The following is a 15,498-nucleotide window of genomic DNA, read 5'->3' on the forward strand; positions in this document are numbered from 1 at the left end:
TTGTGTAAAGTATCATGCGAAATAGTTAAAGATTTGCTTCCATTGTATTATGACAACGTATGCAGTGATGCTAGTAAAAGAATGGTAGAAGAACACCTTGTCGAGTGTGAAATTTGTAAAATAGAATTAGACAGAATACAAGTTGATTTTAAACTATCAAAAGAAGAAATTGAAAGAAATAAAAATGATGGTAATGTTATAAAAAATATATCTTCTTCCTGGAACCGTTCAAGAGCCAAATCATTTATTAAAGGGGGAATAATTAGTGCATTATTTATTTCTCTTATCATACTTGGATATTTTGGTTTATTTCATTGGAACATCACAAGCGTTCCAACTGATAGGGTAGAGATAAAGAACATTAGTGAAATGGCAGATGGCAAAATTGTCTATTATGCCGAGATAAATGATGGTTATAGTTTGAATAGCTTAAAATACGATATGGATGAAGAAGGTAACTTATATATCAATCCTTTACGACCAATTATTAAACAAGAGACGGTACGACCACTAAGTGTTTTGGAAAAGGGATATGACTTTATTGACATTAAGGAACAAGAAATAGTTCGTGGTGAGGGGATAAATGCGTTGTATTATGGAAGCCCAAAGGATAATATTTTGATTTGGAAAAAAGGAATGGATTTGCCCAAAGCTAGCGAAGAAATAGAGAATATGTTCCACTTTAATTAAAAGTAAGGATTTTATGCTCTTCATTTAACGGTAACTTTAGTAGAAGGTCTTGGAGCTGTGGCACTGACCTAAAAATATGAGACAAATAAAAACACCTTTCGTTGAAAAAATGGGTATCCTACCTTTAAAAACCAACGTGGAGGTGTTTTTTCTATGGGGACAAGAGTCAGTTATCCAGTAGAAATTAAAATGAAGGCAATTGAGATGAGATTAGCTGGGATTCCTGTAAAGCAAGTATTAGAAGAGTTGAATATTCGTAATCACAGTCAATTAAAAACATGGTTGAAATGGTATCGAAATGGCGAATTACATCGGCTTGAACAGCCAGTGGGTAAACAATATACCTTTGGTAAAGGACCTGAATATGAAAGTGAAACCGCAAAGTTACAAGCTGAAAATCGTTATCTAAAGCAACAGATTGAAGTATTAAAAAAGTACGTAGAATTGGAGAGGAAGTGGTTTCAAGAGTTGTAGTTCAATTAGTGGAGGAATTAAAAGGAAGTATGTCAATTAGTGAAATCTGTCTTCATTTAGGAGTTGGCCGTTCGTCTTACTATCGTTGGAAAGCAAAAGTTCATACGCAAACATCAAAGGAGCTTCGAGACAAACAAATTGGTAACTTGTGCAAGCTACACAAATTTAGATACGGTTATCGAAAAATCACAAAATCATTAACAGGTATTAGTGAGAAAACAGTGCAACGTGTGATGCAAAAATATAACTGGCAGTGCCGTGTAAAAGTAAAGAAACGTAAACGTACGGGCCAACCAGCTTACATCGCTCCCAATTTATTAGCCCGCGATTTTAGTGCAACAAAACCATTAGAGAAGCTCGTAACAGATATTACCTACTTGCCTTTTGGACAAACCATGATGTATCTTTCAAGTATCTTAGATCTGTTTAATGGCGAGATTATTGCACAAACTATTGGGTCTAAGCAAGATACAGCCTTTGTTTTAGATACGCTCAATCAATTACCTAATTTACCAGAGGGCTGCATTCTGCATAGTGATCAAGGATCTGTCTATACATCTTATGTATATCAAAAAACAATCAAAGAAAAGGGAATTACCATGAGCATGTCTTGTAAAGGCACGCCCGTTGATAATTCCCCAATCGAAACGTTTCACTCCTCGCTAAAGTCTGAAACGTTCTACCTCGACGAAATTTACCGCACGACAAATGCGCGCGTAATAAATATGGTCGAAGAATACATTTATTATTATAACAATATCCGGATTAAAACGAAATTAAACAGCCAGTCGCCGGTACAATACCGTCAACTGGCTGCAAAATAAGGTGTTTTTTTATTGTCTCAAAAATGATACTCAGTGCCCTGTTCAGATGGCTCTTTTTTTCTTCTTCAACTACCATGAAAATTAATTTCTTCAAGAAAAGAAAAATGACAATACTTAAGAAGACCCTGCCTAATCGTTAAAAAAAGAGGAGAGCGGACATTAATAAGACTATTGTTTTCGGTAGACTATTAGTATTGACTCCACTAACCATTTTCATTCTCTGTGGTGCAGGACTATTTTGTGCTGCATGGATGGCTAACGGGACAGGTTAGTTGAAGAAGGAAATAGTTGCATCTACATCGAAATATAATGTAATAAGCTAGATTGGATTGCTTACAATGATTAAATTCTTTAATACAACTGGCAGGTAAGAGATGAATGGTTTGATTGGTGCAATCAACTGACAATTAAAGAGTTGTTAAAACACCGCAGGGGTGGATTCTTGGAGAAAGTATGAAAGATTTTAAGCTTTTATAATGGATATCCTCACAGGATACATAAGGATGAAACAGTCTAAGTAATAAAAATGAAGGAATTATGAGGGTATTATTCAAGTGTTCTCTCTAACGAAATAAGCCTAATAATTGTTCTTATTTAACTACAGGGGCAGTTTAGTGAACATGAGTAGTAGGTTTAGAAAGGAGGAAGCTTATTATGTCCAAATGGAAAAGAGAGATGATTGAAACTTCTCGTGGGTGCTTTGAGGTGTTTCAAAAAGGAGTGGGTGAACCTGTGTGTATAACTCATCATTATTCGGAATTTAATGAGTCTGGGGACTACTTTGCTGAAACATTTATAGACAATAATAAAGTTTTTTTAGTTAATTTAAAAGACGCAGGAAGGTCAGATAAAGCAAAGAATGCCTATGAATTAAGCATGGTGGACGCAGTACTTGACCTTGAAGAGATTCGAAAAGCGAAGGGTTACTCATCATGGATATTTGCTGGACATTCTACAGGTGGAATGATTGGAGTTTTATATGGTATTCATTTTTCAGCCTCTTTAAATTCCCTCATTCTTGTAGGCTCTTCTGCAAGAGAATATAGCTCATCATCAAGTAAGTGTATATATAATGATGGACATCCTAAATTTAAAAGGATGCAAGAATTAATGGAACTTTTAAAGCTTCAACGTACAGTCGGTGATGACAGGAATAGATTGTCTAAGGAAAGAACTCAATTATCTTTATTTAAACCTGAAAATTATGACCTATATTTTTCGGGAAATATAATGAAAAAAATGTCTGCAAATAGATTGAATTTTTTTAGTAGAGAACAACTGATTTTTGATGTTACCCGCCAATTATCAGCTATTAAAACAAAAACTATCATTCTTTGCGGTAGGCATGATGTTCAATGCCCAGTGGATTTTTCAATCGAAATGAATGATTTAATTCCGAATGCTGCATTACATATATTTGAACAAAGTAACCATTATCCATTTTTAGAAGAAGAGTTCAAGTTTAAGCGAGTCCTAAAAAGCGTACTATCATAAAAAAATGTTGTTCAACTAAACCAGCTAATAGAATGTCAAGTAAAACATTTTTAATCGAAAAACACTTCATGTTATACTAAAAAGCACAAGATAAATAACCCTCCGAATTTAATTTGGAAGGATTTTGTTTTATTTTAAAATACTGTAACTAAATAGTTTCTTGGAACGGTGTTTTCGTTTTTAAAATCGCATAAATCCAGTGTAAAAGCTTATTAGCACAGGCAATAATAGCTACTTTATACGGTTTACCTTCTTCGCGTTTTAAATCGTAGAAGGCTCGTAATCGTTTATTTCGTGCAAGGGTTTCATCTGTTGTTTTCTTTTTACGGCTATCTCGAATTGAACAACGGACGGCTGTGTAAAGCATGTGGCGAAGTCTAGCTGAGCCGCGTTTGGTAATGTGATTTTTCGTGCCTTTAAAGCGCCCTGATTCAAACACACTTGGGTCTAGTCCCGCAAAGGCTACTAACTTTTTTGGATGATTAAACCGGTCAATCTCCCCAATTTCTGAAAGTATCGTGGACGCGATTTTTTCACCTATACCGGGAAGCGATTGGATTAATTCATATTCTTCGAGTTGTGCCGCCAATTGATTAATCTCACGCTCTAACGTAGAAAGCTGTTGTCGGTACGCTTGAAGTAAATCAATATACATATTCAGACTGACGAGAAGGCTTTGATAAAGCGTTGACTGAAATGGGTTACGTTCCGCAGCGGCGATTAATAACTCAGCTCTTTCATACGCCCAATTAAATGAACGCGCTTTACAATGCTTATCAATAAATTGTGCAAGCTTATCTACACCTGCTTTTAAGGCAGACTCCGATGTAGGGAAGGACTGTAAAGTCCTTAATGAAATCTCAGCGTATAAATCACCAAAAACGCCTTTATACTCTGGAAATACTTGATCTAATACAGCTTGAAATTGAAGCTTTGTTTGAACCATAATTCCTGTCATATTTTCGTGTTGCCTTGTTAGATGCCGAAGGTTTAAAAGCTGAATACCACGCTTTTTCTGAGGCTCTAAATCCTCTTTGTAATACAGTTCACCTAAGTGATAGGCATCAATGGCATCTGTTTTAGTTTTTCGTAAGTTAGAGCTTTTTGCTCGATAAGATACCAGTGGATTTACGATTATGACAATGTACTCTCTTGCCTCTAAAAACTGTACAACTGGGGCATGATAGTGACCTGTCGCTTCTAAAACAATAGGTGGTTTCATCCCTGTTTGATTCTCTACATCTAATAAATAAGAGTGTAACTCTTCCAATCCTTCCACCGTATGGTCCACTTTCACACTGCTTTTATAGGGAATTTTTTTATCCAAGAACATTTGAACCTGACTTTCACCTTTTGCGACATCCAGACCTACTACTGGATTCATAGTTTATCTCCTCCTCATGTAGTGTATTGACCGGTAACCTCTATCTAGCTTGTTATTCATATCTTCGCTTGTTATACGGGATCACTATGTCCCAACCAGCCTAATCATGTGTTAACAAGTAGAGGGCGAACAGTTTAGTTGTCGGGATCAAGTCCCACGGGTGCTTCCGTTCTACCCCGGCTACTATCAATCTATAAATTGAATAAAAAATAGTCAACCAGATTTCTCTGGCTGACCTTATAATACGAACGGATGCTTTACATCAAGAAGGAGTAAATCCTTTTATACCATGATTTTGCAATGGCTGTACTTCACAATGGTACTTGATTCAATTGGGATACCTTTTATTGATATTAAAAAAAATTTTAATATTCTTTTCGCTAGAAATTTTGCTATTGATGATTAAAGATTATTATCAATTTTAAAATGCTAAACAACTAAAATATTTTTCATCACTAAAAGACTCTCACTGCAATTATTTACTAAGTGAGAGTCTTGTAATCAGTTTAATTCTAATACGATTGGTTCAATTTGTTTGTTTATTTTTACAGTATCCGGCACTAATTTGAATTTACTTGGAATTTGTTCGTGACCATCAAATTGTAGTTTATAAACGGTACGATTATTGGTACGTTTTCCATTAAATTGACTAGAACTTTTATTAGCAACAGATAAGCGATTATCGAGTACAATATTCCATCCAGTCGGCCTTATCTTCGGTTCACCTTCCGTAGAAATTTGAATGTGCAATGAATTATTTTTAATTCCCACTGAATCTACTGTATATTCTGTGTTTTCAAATTGAAATGGTTGCGGCTGTTGAGGATTTACTTGCGTCTCATTTAAATTGTGTACATTTTTTTCCATAGCATACACTTCAAATATAGTTGGCTTTGTGTTACTTGGAACAGAAACCGAATAAATCATTTCACCTAATACATTAGTTCCCTTCCCACTAAAAGAAATGTCGACTAACGGTTTTTCATTTAATCCCTGCCCTGCAATCAATTTACCCGCTTCATTTCTAAGGGCAAAATAGACCTTTGTCAAAACTTGACCGAAAAAGTAATCTTCCATTTTATCATATGGTGGATTTAGAAATTCATCATATTCATATCGAGTTAGAATTTGACTGTATAAATTTTCATAATAACGCTGATTTTCATCATTGAATTTTACGCGAAATTGAATTTCAATGTTATCTCCATCATCAACCACTTGCTCGATTGAAACATCCAAAAACGGTGCATCTAAGCTACGATTTTGTTCACCAGTTGCAAGCCCCTCCTGTTTACCACTGTTAGGTTCGATTAATGCCGTTGGTTCATCACTCGGCATTCGATTCCAATAATAAAGTGCGAAACTTAAGACCAGAACTGCAGCACTAATTACACTAATTTTTAAGCTATGCCACAATTTCTTACGCTTAGTATTTGTTTGAATACGTTGCATTATGAAATCAGCTTGACTATGTGTCATCATTGGCTTATTGAGCTGTGCAAATAATGTTTTTTGTTCATTTACTAATTGCTCATATTCATTTTGACAATTTTTACAGTATTGCAAATGAGCTTCAAGTTTCTGTAGCTTGTTAGCCTCTAAAAAGCCTTCCACATAATCTTCTAACAGTAGCGAATCACATTTCATAAAAATAACCTCCCTTTGTAGTTCCGATTGACCTTAGTTTTCTTTTACTACGGTGCAGTTTGTTACGAACGTCGTTTAAAGAAATTTGTAGCACTTGCCCAATTTCATCGTAGCTAAGCCCATTCACATATTTCAATAACAATACAAAATATTCGGTTTCATCTAACTGCTGAAGAAGCTGCTCTACTTGCTCATTTTTTTCACATAATAACAATATTTTTTCAGGATATCGACTATCCGTTACTTCGATATCGGCTGGTTTAGTTTGATACTTGTTTTTTCGTAAATGATCAAAACAATTATTGACCACAATTCGATAAAGCCATGCATTAAATGACCCTGTTTTTTCATACTTATGTAGGCTATAGTACACCTTTATAAAAATATCCTGAACGATATCTTCTGCAACAATACGATTACGGACAATTCGTAGAACAGTGGTAAATACTATCTGTTCATAATGTTTGATTACGTGTGCAAAGTAATGATCTTCTCCGTTCTTTACACGCACAATCACTTCATCCATTTCCATCCGATTCACCTCCCTACTACTATAACGAACAAATCTCTAATTCCTCTCAATAAATTATATTTTTTTCTATTTAAGGTAAATTTATTTGCTTTTTATCGAATATAAAAAACGTCATTCATCCATTTTGGAAGAATGACGGCTAAATAAATAATCTTTGTCTCTATTTTTAATATTTGATAATTTGGTCTAAAAAAATTATTCTTTTCTAAACAATTCGGGTTTATAACTAATAGATTACTAACGGGGCAGTTTACTTCAGGAAGGAGTTATACCCCCTTTCGTAGAATTAATAGTTGAATAGTATATAAAGGAAGTGGAATTAAAATTGTTTAATGTAAATAAAAAGATTTACTGGTCACTAACACTGCTTTAGTACAAGATCGTAGAGCTGTTCAGACAGATATAGTTTTGTTTTTCTTTTGGCTTTTAAACTCCATCTGTAGTATTCAATTAAAGGGTCAGATTGTTCAGTAAAGGATTTCCAATAATATATATATTTTGAATGACCTTAGAACTAGTTATGGTAATCTAATAGCAACTTTGTAAAGAAGGGGGAATTATCCAGTGAAAAATTTATATTTAATTTTAGGGCTAATTGGTACTGTTTTTCCGTATTATTTTTTTATTCAGTTCCTTAGGGATAACGGACTTGATTTAGGTTTATTAATGGAATTATTATTTACTAACAAGATATCAGCATTTTTTGCAGTTGATTTTTTAATCTCATGTGTTGTTTTCTTGGTATTTATGTTCAATGAATCACGAAAGTATAACATGAAAGAAAAATGGATTTGTCTTTTATCTCTGTTTACAGTTGGATTATCTTTAGCCCTACCTTTATTTTTGTTTTTTAGACATTCTTATATTAATAGTAAAGATGAAGTATAAATTAGAAAACAAGCATGTTCCAGCTAAAATAACAAAATGTTTATTCAAGTTTCGGGCGCTTTAATGGAAGATGGATCTCAAAAATGATCAAACTTCATCTTTAATAGAAATTCTTTGAGCTGTTCAGACAGCTTTTTTTTATTCAACTAACGGGACAGGTTAGCATAATAAAGAAGGAAATAAGTTATAAAAGGAGAATATATTAGTATAGTTTTTGAAAGGGGTTAGAGATATGAGTAAAATATCTTTTTTTGAGTTAGAAAAGAAACTTAAAAGTATTAGAATTGAAGCATTTGTCATTTATAAAGGGAATACACGGATATTCGAATACTTGAAGAATAAAAAGGTTATAGAAAAGCCGTCAAAGGTTTATTCCATTACAAAAAGCATTGTTTCTATATTAATTGGAATTATGGTAGATAAAGGTTTAATTAAAAATATTCAAGAACCCATACAAAACTATTTTCCAGAAATATTAGAGTCTGATGATCCGCAAAAGAAAGAAATTACAATATTTCATTTACTGACCATGACTTCGGGTTTAAAAGTAGGGAATTTCCAAGGATCGAAAAATTGGGTTAAATTCATACTAGGACAACCAATTATACATAAACCAGGTTCAACTTTTCAGTATAATTCAGGAGACTCTCATTTACTAAGTGCGATAATACAAAAAATTTCTGGAATTCCCACCGCTTCATTTGCTGAAAAATATCTATTCCGTCCATTAGGGATAAATAAATACACTTGGCAAAAGGACCCACAAGGAATTCACGGGGGTGGTTTTAGTATTTCGTTAAATTTAGATGATATGGTGAAGATTGGATTGTTGTTTTTAAACGAAGGGCGATTTAATTCAAATCAGGTGATTTCATCCAACTGGCTCATTCAGGCAAAAAGACCATATAAACAAATTAAAACCACAAAAGAAGGAACATATGGATATGGATATCAGCTATGGACTTATGAATATACTAATACTAACACCCCGATTGATTATTACTATGCTAATGGCATATTTGGACAATATATATTTATTGTTCCGAAGTTAAATATTATGGCTGTGGCAAAAAGCCAGCTACGAAATGACCAGCAATCTGCACCGGGACTCTTTTTCCAAGAGTTATTAGGTAGTTGGCTGGATGAGGGAGACATATGAGCAAGCATGCAACGGCAGCCCTTTTTCTTATTCCACTAAAGTACATTTTTGTTCAATAAGAACAGGGGAAACTCTATAATCTGTCGAACAATATACAATAGCCTATTTAGATAAAGGAGGACATTAATTGGAAGAGTATTATTGGGATACCAAACTTGAATACCTCAAAAGAACAAGAGATTTATATTATAACGATGACTATTTAGAGTTTTTAGTGAAATACGTTTGGAAGCTTTCTAAACCTGTAAATATTGTTGATTTTGGTTGTGGATATGGTTATTTAGGACTTAAATTATTACCTCTATTACCAACTGGTTCAAAATATACAGGAATAGATAAAGGGCAACAGCTTATTAATAAGGCGAGAGAGCTTTTTCATAATCTGAAATATGAAACTGAATTCATTGTAGCTGATACAAATGAGATAGAGATTGAGTGTAAGTATGATATTGCTGTTTGCCATGCTTTTCTTTTACATATGTCCGAACCCAAAAGAATGCTTCAAAAAATGGTCAAATCTGTTGTTAACACAGGCAAAATAATTTGTTTTGAACCACACTGGATTTCAAATATGTCATCATACTATGTAAGTGGGTATGAACAAACGCAAATTATCAAACTTGGCATTCTTCAAAAACTATTTGAAGAGGATGTAAAACAAAAAGGAAAAGATGGAAATATAGGAGCAAAAATTCCGTTATATTTAACAGAATTGGGTGTGGAGAACATTGAGTGCAGAATTAGTGATAAAGTTAATTTCCTCAATCCCAATATGAATCAAATAGATAAACAAAAATTGTATAATTCTTTAAAAGAAGAAGGCTTGGGTGAAGAACTTACTAATAGACAAGCCTTTATTGAAGGTTTGAAAAATCGTGGGGTCACATTGAAGGATGCTCAGGAACAGTATGAAGTCGAGCAACTGTTTTCACAAGTATTTAGTTTCGATTCATCTTTAGTATACACACCAAGTATGAAAATTACTTTTGGAGAGGTAAAAAATTGTACTAACATTTATTAATTCTTAACTTTTCTTCAACTACCATGAAAATAAACTTCTGTAATTTAGGGGAAAAGGCAATACTTAAGAAGACGCAGCTCATTCGTCTTTAAAAAAGGGGAGAGCGTCTAATTCAATGGAATATTGTAGGTAGATGGAATGGATTAAGATGCTTCAGGTTCTTGTAATGTAACTGTGTATCCTAAACCCTCAAGTCTTCGTAAGGAATGCCGAACAATGGATTGTTGTCTCTTTCTATCAAAGTAGTCTTCACCTAAGTCTACATACATTTCTTTTCGTGTTAATAGGTAGTAAGATATTCGCAACATGGCATGTGCTACTACAATTCCTGCTCGTTTTTTGCCTTTTCGAGCTGCTGTACGCCTATACAGTGCGCCGAGATAGTTTTTAGATCCTCTTACAGAATGAGCTGCTTCTGTTAATGCTGATCTCAGATATTTGTTTCCTTTCTTGGTTTTAGCTGATTTTCTTTTTCCAGCACTTTCGTTATGACCAGGAACTAATCCTGCCCAAGAACACATATGAGCTGCACTAGGAAATTGCTTTTTCACATCAGTACCAATTTCAGATAAAATTTGTTCCGCCATTCTTGTAGCTATTCCAGGAATAGAATCTAGTCGGTCAATATCATCTTGATGTGTGCTTACTCTTTCAGCTACTTCTTGATCTAACATCTCGATTTGCTCAGTTAAAAAGTCTATATGTTTTAAAATAGTCTTTAACATTAAGCGTTGATGAGAATTAATATATCCCCTTAGGGCTAGCTCCAGTTCTTCTTTTTTCTTTTTCATAGTACGTCGAGCGAAGTTTGATAGAATTTCAGGATCTGCTTCGCCGTTGGCGATAGCGTTAAGCATATCTCGTGAAGAAACACCCATGACATCTGAAACAACAGAACCAAGTTTGATATTTGCACCCTCTAATACTTTCTGTATGCGATTATGTTGTCTAGCGCGTTCTTCAATAATACTTCGACGGTATCGAACTAGTTCTCGGAGTTCTCGCTGATTTCTGTCGGGAATATAACTAGCTTTTAAAAGCCCATGACTAAGGAGTTTAGCAATCCATTCTGCGTCCTTCACATCTGTTTTACGTCCAGGGACCGCCTTCATGTGTTGGGCATTCACAACTAGAAACTCAATATCTTCAGCTTCTAATAAATTCACAATAGGTTTCCAGTAAACACTTGTGCTTTCCATGGCAACATGCGTACAGTTATTCTCCTTAATCCAGTCGACCAACTGTATTAAAAAAATAGTTTTAGTTGAAAACGTTTTAATCTCCTTTCCTTCTGGTGTGATAATGCATGCGGTTATATTGTCCTTATGCACATCCATTCCACATGCTCTTTCAATGACAACATCCATTGAAAAACATCCTTTCTACGGCTCTAATTATTATTGGAGGCTGGTGCAACAATCAGAATAGGATTAATCTACCATGTGTGCTTCCCGTAAGGGAGCGACAGTCAGTGGTGCACCGTGGTCGTTGGAGTCAGACTAACGGATGGGCTCTAACGCACCATAGTTCATCGACCTTCCTCTCCCAGCCGTAGAATCAGTATGGACGGTTTTTCACCATTTTCATTCTCTGTGGTGAAGCGCTGATTTTGCGCTTCATGGATGGCTAACGGGTACTTTATTTGAAGAACATTGAGCTGCTTAGGTAGCTCTTTTTTCTTATTGAACTAAAGGGGCAGGATAGTTGAATAAGAAGGTATTTTTTTAAGACTGTCGAAATATTTAAGATGTAAAGATTTGACGTTGTTCATCTAAGAATAAACGTTCCTAATTTAGTTATCATAAGGAGTGCTTAAATTGACTGTACATAGTAAATTCCCTAATTTAGAAACTGAGAGATTGATTTTGCGGAATGTGGGAAATGAGGATATTGACTTTATTTATCGACACTTCAGCAACGAAAAAGTATGTGAATTTTTATATGATGAAGAATGGTATACGACTAGAAATGAAGCTACAGAGTTTGTTGAATGGAATTCAAATCCTGAAGAAAAAGGATTTAATCGGTGGATATTAGTCGAAAAAAATAATCAGCAACAAATTGGAACGTGTGGATATGATTCTTGGGATAGAACGAACCATATAGCGGAGATAGGCTATGATTTATGGCACGAATATTGGGGACAGGGATATATGAAAGAGGGATTGATAGTTGCTATCGAAAGTGGCTTTAATAATATGGCACTGAATAGAATTAACGCATTTGTAGCTTTGGAAAATATCAATTCTATAAAATTATTAGAAAAGCTAGGATTTAAGAATGAAGGGATTTACAGAGATAAGCATTTATTTAGAGGTAAGTATTATGACCACTACTCTTTTTCTTTGTTAAAAAGAGACTGGAATCAATTCTAAGGTTAATTCAACGATTTGACTAACGATCCCTTTAGTATGTGAATGATTGCACTTAAACTAAAGGAGGCTTTACTACAATAAGGAGTAGGACAATCAATGTGTTCCCATCCTAATGGAGAAATATGTTCCGATAATTTTTCATTAGGATGGGAATTAAATAATTATAAAACTAATCTTTTTTAACTGTATATCTAACTTGTTTAAAGGTTACTATGTCTCCATCTTCAATATCATCTATAGTTTGCAAAAGTTGAACTTTTGGCTTGTAGTCAGTCCTATGAGCATCTTTGATACCATTAATGTCAAGTTTGTAGGATTCATCATTTTTTATTTTTTGTTCAAATACTTTTTTATTGGCAACAAAAATAAAGGTCACTTTATTTTCATCAATTCCCTCAGTCATAAATTCTAATTGATCATCTTTTGTTGTAATCTTTGGTGTTAATAATTCAATACTTCCGTTTCCAGTTTCTCCTTTAGTAACAATTTCAATACCGGCTCTATCACTTGAATCTAAAGAATCTTCTATTTCTCGTTTAGTTTCTTCTATTGTATCTGAACATCCGGATAATATGATTCCAGCAAATAGAATAGAACTTAATCCAATTATCTTTTTCATAAGAACATCCTCCTCAAAAAAATTAGTTTTCGTCAGTAAGGGAATGAATTGTCATATCCACCCCCGTTACGTAGAACATAGATAACGAAATGTAAACATATAACAATTATACCATAATAGGAGGTATCTTATTCTGGCATTTTGACGGGAGCCCTATATAGAAAAAGGATGGAGAATTATATCATAAGTAAATACGATTCTTTAGTAGGGGAAAATATAAATTGATTATTCGTGAATTTAAAGATACTGATGTAGATTTAAAATAAAGATTGATCATTTGCAATGAAGCCCTATAATTTGTAATATAATCCTATAATTTGTAAAAGATATAATGCAATTGCATTGATAAGATGGATTATGACAATTCAACAAACGGGCCATTTTGTGAAAGGTGGCTTGTCTTAGGAGAGGGGATAAAAAAATGATTGAATTATGAAAAATAACCGGGGATAACATAGATGAAGTAATAGCACTAGAAGTTGGAGAAAACCAGAAAGACTTTATAGAAACTACTAACCTCAGAAGCTTTGCAGACGCTCATATGTTGAACGCAGACGGGATACCAGCGACTCCCATTGCCATTTATGCCGATGGAGTTGCGGTCGGATTTTTGATGTATATTTATGATACGACGGATCATGAATCATTTCAAAATGAAGTTTATTACGGGAAGAAGACCTATTTCATTTGGCATTTTATGATGATAAGAGTTGTCAGGGGAAAGGATATGGCAAGCTTGCCTTTGAAAAAATGTTGGCGGATATTGAAAATATCCCATATGGAAGCACAATATGTAGACCTCTTTTATCATAAAAGTAATATCATAGCTAAAGAATTATACGCTTCATTTGGTTTTGTAGAAACAGGCATCATTCAGGATAATTCGGTGCATGCGATTAAAAATCTAGATGGGAAAATAACAGAATCCTTAGTAGAATAGGATCCAAAGAAATGTAAGCTATCAACGTCTTGACCCATAATAAACACAAATATCCAGAAGAAAAAAACGATTTTGTTAACTCGGTCTTAGCAAAAATATAATATTTATACCAATATGACATAAACTCAAAGTTTTTGGTAATTAGACTATAACCTGCTAATGCAATAACAATAACTGATAAGCAGTTGGTTTGGAATAAAGTTTGATCATTTTCTACCTAGTAATTCTAAAACAATCCGATTGCGTTTATGTTGGTAATGGGATTAGAAGAACTTCAAAAAGATAGAAAGAGATTTGAAGGATACATGTGCATTATTGTCTCCTTGTTTAAATTCTTCGTTCCTATACAGGGCTTCTTATTGGATTAACGGGTGCTTAAGTAGAAGATCGTTGAGCTGTTCAGACAGCTCTATTTTTATCCCACTAACGGAGGAAAATAGAAATAAAAAAATATGGATTAGGGGAACCATTTTGAGAGATAGAGGCTCTGTAGTTCTTATAGAAAATAATAAGGTAGCACTAATTAAAAGAGTTAGAGAAGGTTCAGTTTACTTTGTCTTTCCTGGTGGTGGAATTGAAAAAGGTGAAACTCCTGAATCAGCCACAAAAAGAGAGGCTTTTGAAGAATTAGGTGTTAAAGTCAATGTTAACGAGTGCATTTCTAAAGTTGAATTTAACGGTATACAATACTTTTTCTTAGCTAAAATTATTGAAGGTTCTTTTGGTACTGGGCAAGGTAAAGAATACACAGATGAAAATAGAAATAGAGGTACATATCAGCCGATGTGGGTAGACATAGAAAGCCTTTTATCAATAGATGTTAGACCTAAAGAAGTTGTAGAAAGGATATATTTTTTATTCAACTAATGAGGTGCTTTGCTTCAATAAGAAGTAGAGCCTTTTTCTTATTGAACTAACGGGGCAGGATAGTTGAAAAGTGTTGTTGAACTTGTGTTCAACAATCGTGCCAGATTGTTAAAATTGAAGGGAGGTTCTAACTTGGTGTTAGTTGTGGAGATCATACGTCTTTTACTACCACTTGCTATAGTCGGAGCGATTGTGGTTTTTGTAATTAAAAGACTTGAACTTAAATATAAAAAAGGTTCCCTTGGTAAGAAAGAGTCAAAAAATGCTCAGAATTTCTTAGATAGTTTAATTCCATTAGGAATGCTTTTTGGTAGTGCTTTCGGTGTGATTCTTAGCATGTTTTTCCATACAGCTCTGCCAACTTCCATTAGTTTAGGTGCTGGAGTAGGGTTATTATTTGGATATTTTGCTTATGAAATTTACAGTAAGGATAGAGCCAGTTATTCATAAATAGCTATCTTCCCTAATCGGATGCTTCACACACAAAAAAAGTAATTTAAATTTTAAAAAAAGCATAGTTGAATTGATAAGGAAAGAGTTCATTTGAGGAGTTTAATTCAAATGGATTCTTTTATTTTATAAAT

16 protein-coding genes and 1 pseudogene are annotated in these 15,498 nt (G+C 34.0%); 12 read left to right on the forward strand and 5 right to left on the reverse strand.

Going from position 1 to position 15,498, the window contains the following annotated elements:
* From ACZLO7_RS06465 to ACZLO7_RS06480, 4 genes and pseudogenes are all read left to right on the forward strand, one after another.
* Positions 1–690, forward strand: coding sequence for a zf-HC2 domain-containing protein (locus ACZLO7_RS06465; protein ID WP_511261395.1), 690 nt, complete (start codon positions 1–3; stop codon positions 688–690).
* Between the two features lie 153 nt (positions 691–843).
* Positions 844–1,988 (forward strand): IS3 family transposase gene (locus ACZLO7_RS06470; RefSeq protein ID WP_511261396.1). Its coding sequence is split into 2 segments (ribosomal slippage): positions 844–1,117 and positions 1,117–1,988, totalling 1,146 coding nucleotides; the frame shifts between segments, so codons are not numbered across the junction.
* Positions 1,989–2,343: 355 nt separating this feature from the next.
* Positions 2,344–2,427: pseudogene (locus tag ACZLO7_RS06475) on the forward strand (DinB family protein); the annotation flags it as partial.
* Between the two features lie 215 nt (positions 2,428–2,642).
* On the forward strand, positions 2,643–3,482 hold the full coding sequence (locus ACZLO7_RS06480) for an alpha/beta fold hydrolase (RefSeq protein ID WP_464941450.1): 840 nt from the start codon (positions 2,643–2,645) through the stop codon (positions 3,480–3,482).
* Positions 3,483–3,630: 148 nt separating this feature from the next.
* Here the strand turns inward: ACZLO7_RS06480 and ACZLO7_RS06485 are convergent, their stop codons facing one another.
* The 3 genes from ACZLO7_RS06485 to ACZLO7_RS06495 form a co-directional block, all read right to left on the reverse strand.
* Positions 3,631–4,866 carry an IS110 family RNA-guided transposase gene (locus ACZLO7_RS06485; RefSeq protein ID WP_511261372.1) on the reverse strand — a complete coding sequence of 412 codons (1,236 nt, stop codon included), beginning with the start codon at positions 4,864–4,866 and terminating at the stop codon, positions 3,631–3,633.
* A 501-nt stretch (positions 4,867–5,367) separates the two neighbouring features.
* Positions 5,368–6,513: an anti-sigma factor family protein gene (locus ACZLO7_RS06490; RefSeq protein WP_464941421.1), complete on the reverse strand. Its 1,146-nt coding sequence runs from the start codon at positions 6,511–6,513 to the stop codon at positions 5,368–5,370.
* Positions 6,503–7,045, reverse strand: coding sequence for an RNA polymerase sigma factor (locus ACZLO7_RS06495; protein WP_464941420.1), 543 nt, complete (start codon positions 7,043–7,045; stop codon positions 6,503–6,505). Before ACZLO7_RS06495 ends, ACZLO7_RS06490 begins: the two co-directional genes overlap by 11 nt.
* Before the next feature lie 564 nt (positions 7,046–7,609).
* Between ACZLO7_RS06495 and ACZLO7_RS06500 the strand changes: the two genes are divergently transcribed.
* The 3 genes from ACZLO7_RS06500 to ACZLO7_RS06510 all read left to right on the forward strand — a co-directional run bounded on the left by ACZLO7_RS06500 (position 7,610) and on the right by ACZLO7_RS06510 (position 10,113).
* Positions 7,610–7,933, forward strand: a complete 324-nt coding sequence (locus ACZLO7_RS06500; RefSeq protein ID WP_464941418.1) for a DUF2834 domain-containing protein — start codon at positions 7,610–7,612, stop codon at positions 7,931–7,933.
* A 232-nt stretch (positions 7,934–8,165) separates the two neighbouring features.
* Positions 8,166–9,092 (forward strand): serine hydrolase domain-containing protein, encoded by a 927-nt coding sequence (locus tag ACZLO7_RS06505; RefSeq protein ID WP_464941417.1) that lies wholly within the window; start codon positions 8,166–8,168, stop codon positions 9,090–9,092.
* Positions 9,093–9,219: 127 nt separating this feature from the next.
* Entirely contained in the window at positions 9,220–10,113 is an 894-nt protein-coding gene (locus ACZLO7_RS06510) for a methyltransferase domain-containing protein (protein ID WP_464941416.1), read from the forward strand.
* 143 nt (positions 10,114–10,256) lie between these two features.
* Here ACZLO7_RS06510 and ACZLO7_RS06515 read toward each other — a convergent pair whose 3' ends face one another.
* Positions 10,257–11,480, reverse strand: coding sequence for an IS110 family RNA-guided transposase (locus tag ACZLO7_RS06515; RefSeq protein ID WP_511261352.1), 1,224 nt, complete (start codon positions 11,478–11,480; stop codon positions 10,257–10,259).
* Positions 11,481–11,930: 450 nt separating this feature from the next.
* Between ACZLO7_RS06515 and ACZLO7_RS06520 the strand changes: the two genes are divergently transcribed.
* Entirely contained in the window at positions 11,931–12,488 is a 558-nt protein-coding gene (locus ACZLO7_RS06520; RefSeq protein WP_464940594.1) for a GNAT family N-acetyltransferase, read from the forward strand.
* A gap of 169 nt (positions 12,489–12,657) precedes the next feature.
* Here ACZLO7_RS06520 and ACZLO7_RS06525 read toward each other — a convergent pair whose 3' ends face one another.
* A complete protein-coding gene (locus tag ACZLO7_RS06525; protein WP_464940595.1) occupies positions 12,658–13,107 on the reverse strand; it encodes a hypothetical protein in 450 nt (149 codons plus the stop codon).
* A gap of 541 nt (positions 13,108–13,648) precedes the next feature.
* Between ACZLO7_RS06525 and ACZLO7_RS06530 the strand changes: the two genes are divergently transcribed.
* From ACZLO7_RS06530 to ACZLO7_RS06545, 4 genes are all read left to right on the forward strand, one after another.
* Positions 13,649–14,047: a hypothetical protein gene (locus ACZLO7_RS06530; protein WP_464940596.1), complete on the forward strand. Its 399-nt coding sequence runs from the start codon at positions 13,649–13,651 to the stop codon at positions 14,045–14,047.
* A 257-nt stretch (positions 14,048–14,304) separates the two neighbouring features.
* The gene (locus tag ACZLO7_RS06535) at positions 14,305–14,415 is read left to right on the forward strand and encodes a DUF3953 domain-containing protein (protein ID WP_464940597.1); all 111 of its coding nucleotides are present in this window, start codon (positions 14,305–14,307) and stop codon (positions 14,413–14,415) included.
* A 103-nt stretch (positions 14,416–14,518) separates the two neighbouring features.
* The gene (locus ACZLO7_RS06540) at positions 14,519–14,914 is read left to right on the forward strand and encodes an NUDIX hydrolase (protein WP_464940598.1); all 396 of its coding nucleotides are present in this window, start codon (positions 14,519–14,521) and stop codon (positions 14,912–14,914) included.
* Between the two features lie 144 nt (positions 14,915–15,058).
* The gene (locus ACZLO7_RS06545) at positions 15,059–15,364 is read left to right on the forward strand and encodes a hypothetical protein (RefSeq protein ID WP_464940631.1); all 306 of its coding nucleotides are present in this window, start codon (positions 15,059–15,061) and stop codon (positions 15,362–15,364) included.
* Positions 15,365–15,498: the final 134 nt, after the last annotated feature.

Source organism: Viridibacillus sp. d25.2 (assembly GCF_055456015.2).

Coding starts and splice junctions, on each gene's coding strand:
- ACZLO7_RS06490 (WP_464941421.1), bottom strand. CDS start 6,513: ATGAAATGTGATTCGCTACTGTTAGAAGATTATGTGGAAGGCTTTTTA.
- ACZLO7_RS06535 (WP_464940597.1), top strand. CDS start 14,305: ATGGGATTAGAAGAACTTCAAAAAGATAGAAAGAGATTTGAAGGATAC.
- ACZLO7_RS06515 (WP_511261352.1), bottom strand. CDS start 11,480: ATGGATGTTGTCATTGAAAGAGCATGTGGAATGGATGTGCATAAGGAC.
- ACZLO7_RS06485 (WP_511261372.1), bottom strand. CDS start 4,866: ATGAATCCAGTAGTAGGTCTGGATGTCGCAAAAGGTGAAAGTCAGGTT.
- ACZLO7_RS06530 (WP_464940596.1), top strand. CDS start 13,649: ATGTTGAACGCAGACGGGATACCAGCGACTCCCATTGCCATTTATGCC.
- ACZLO7_RS06495 (WP_464941420.1), bottom strand. CDS start 7,045: ATGGAAATGGATGAAGTGATTGTGCGTGTAAAGAACGGAGAAGATCAT.
- ACZLO7_RS06505 (WP_464941417.1), top strand. CDS start 8,166: ATGAGTAAAATATCTTTTTTTGAGTTAGAAAAGAAACTTAAAAGTATT.
- ACZLO7_RS06525 (WP_464940595.1), bottom strand. CDS start 13,107: ATGAAAAAGATAATTGGATTAAGTTCTATTCTATTTGCTGGAATCATA.
- ACZLO7_RS06480 (WP_464941450.1), top strand. CDS start 2,643: ATGTCCAAATGGAAAAGAGAGATGATTGAAACTTCTCGTGGGTGCTTT.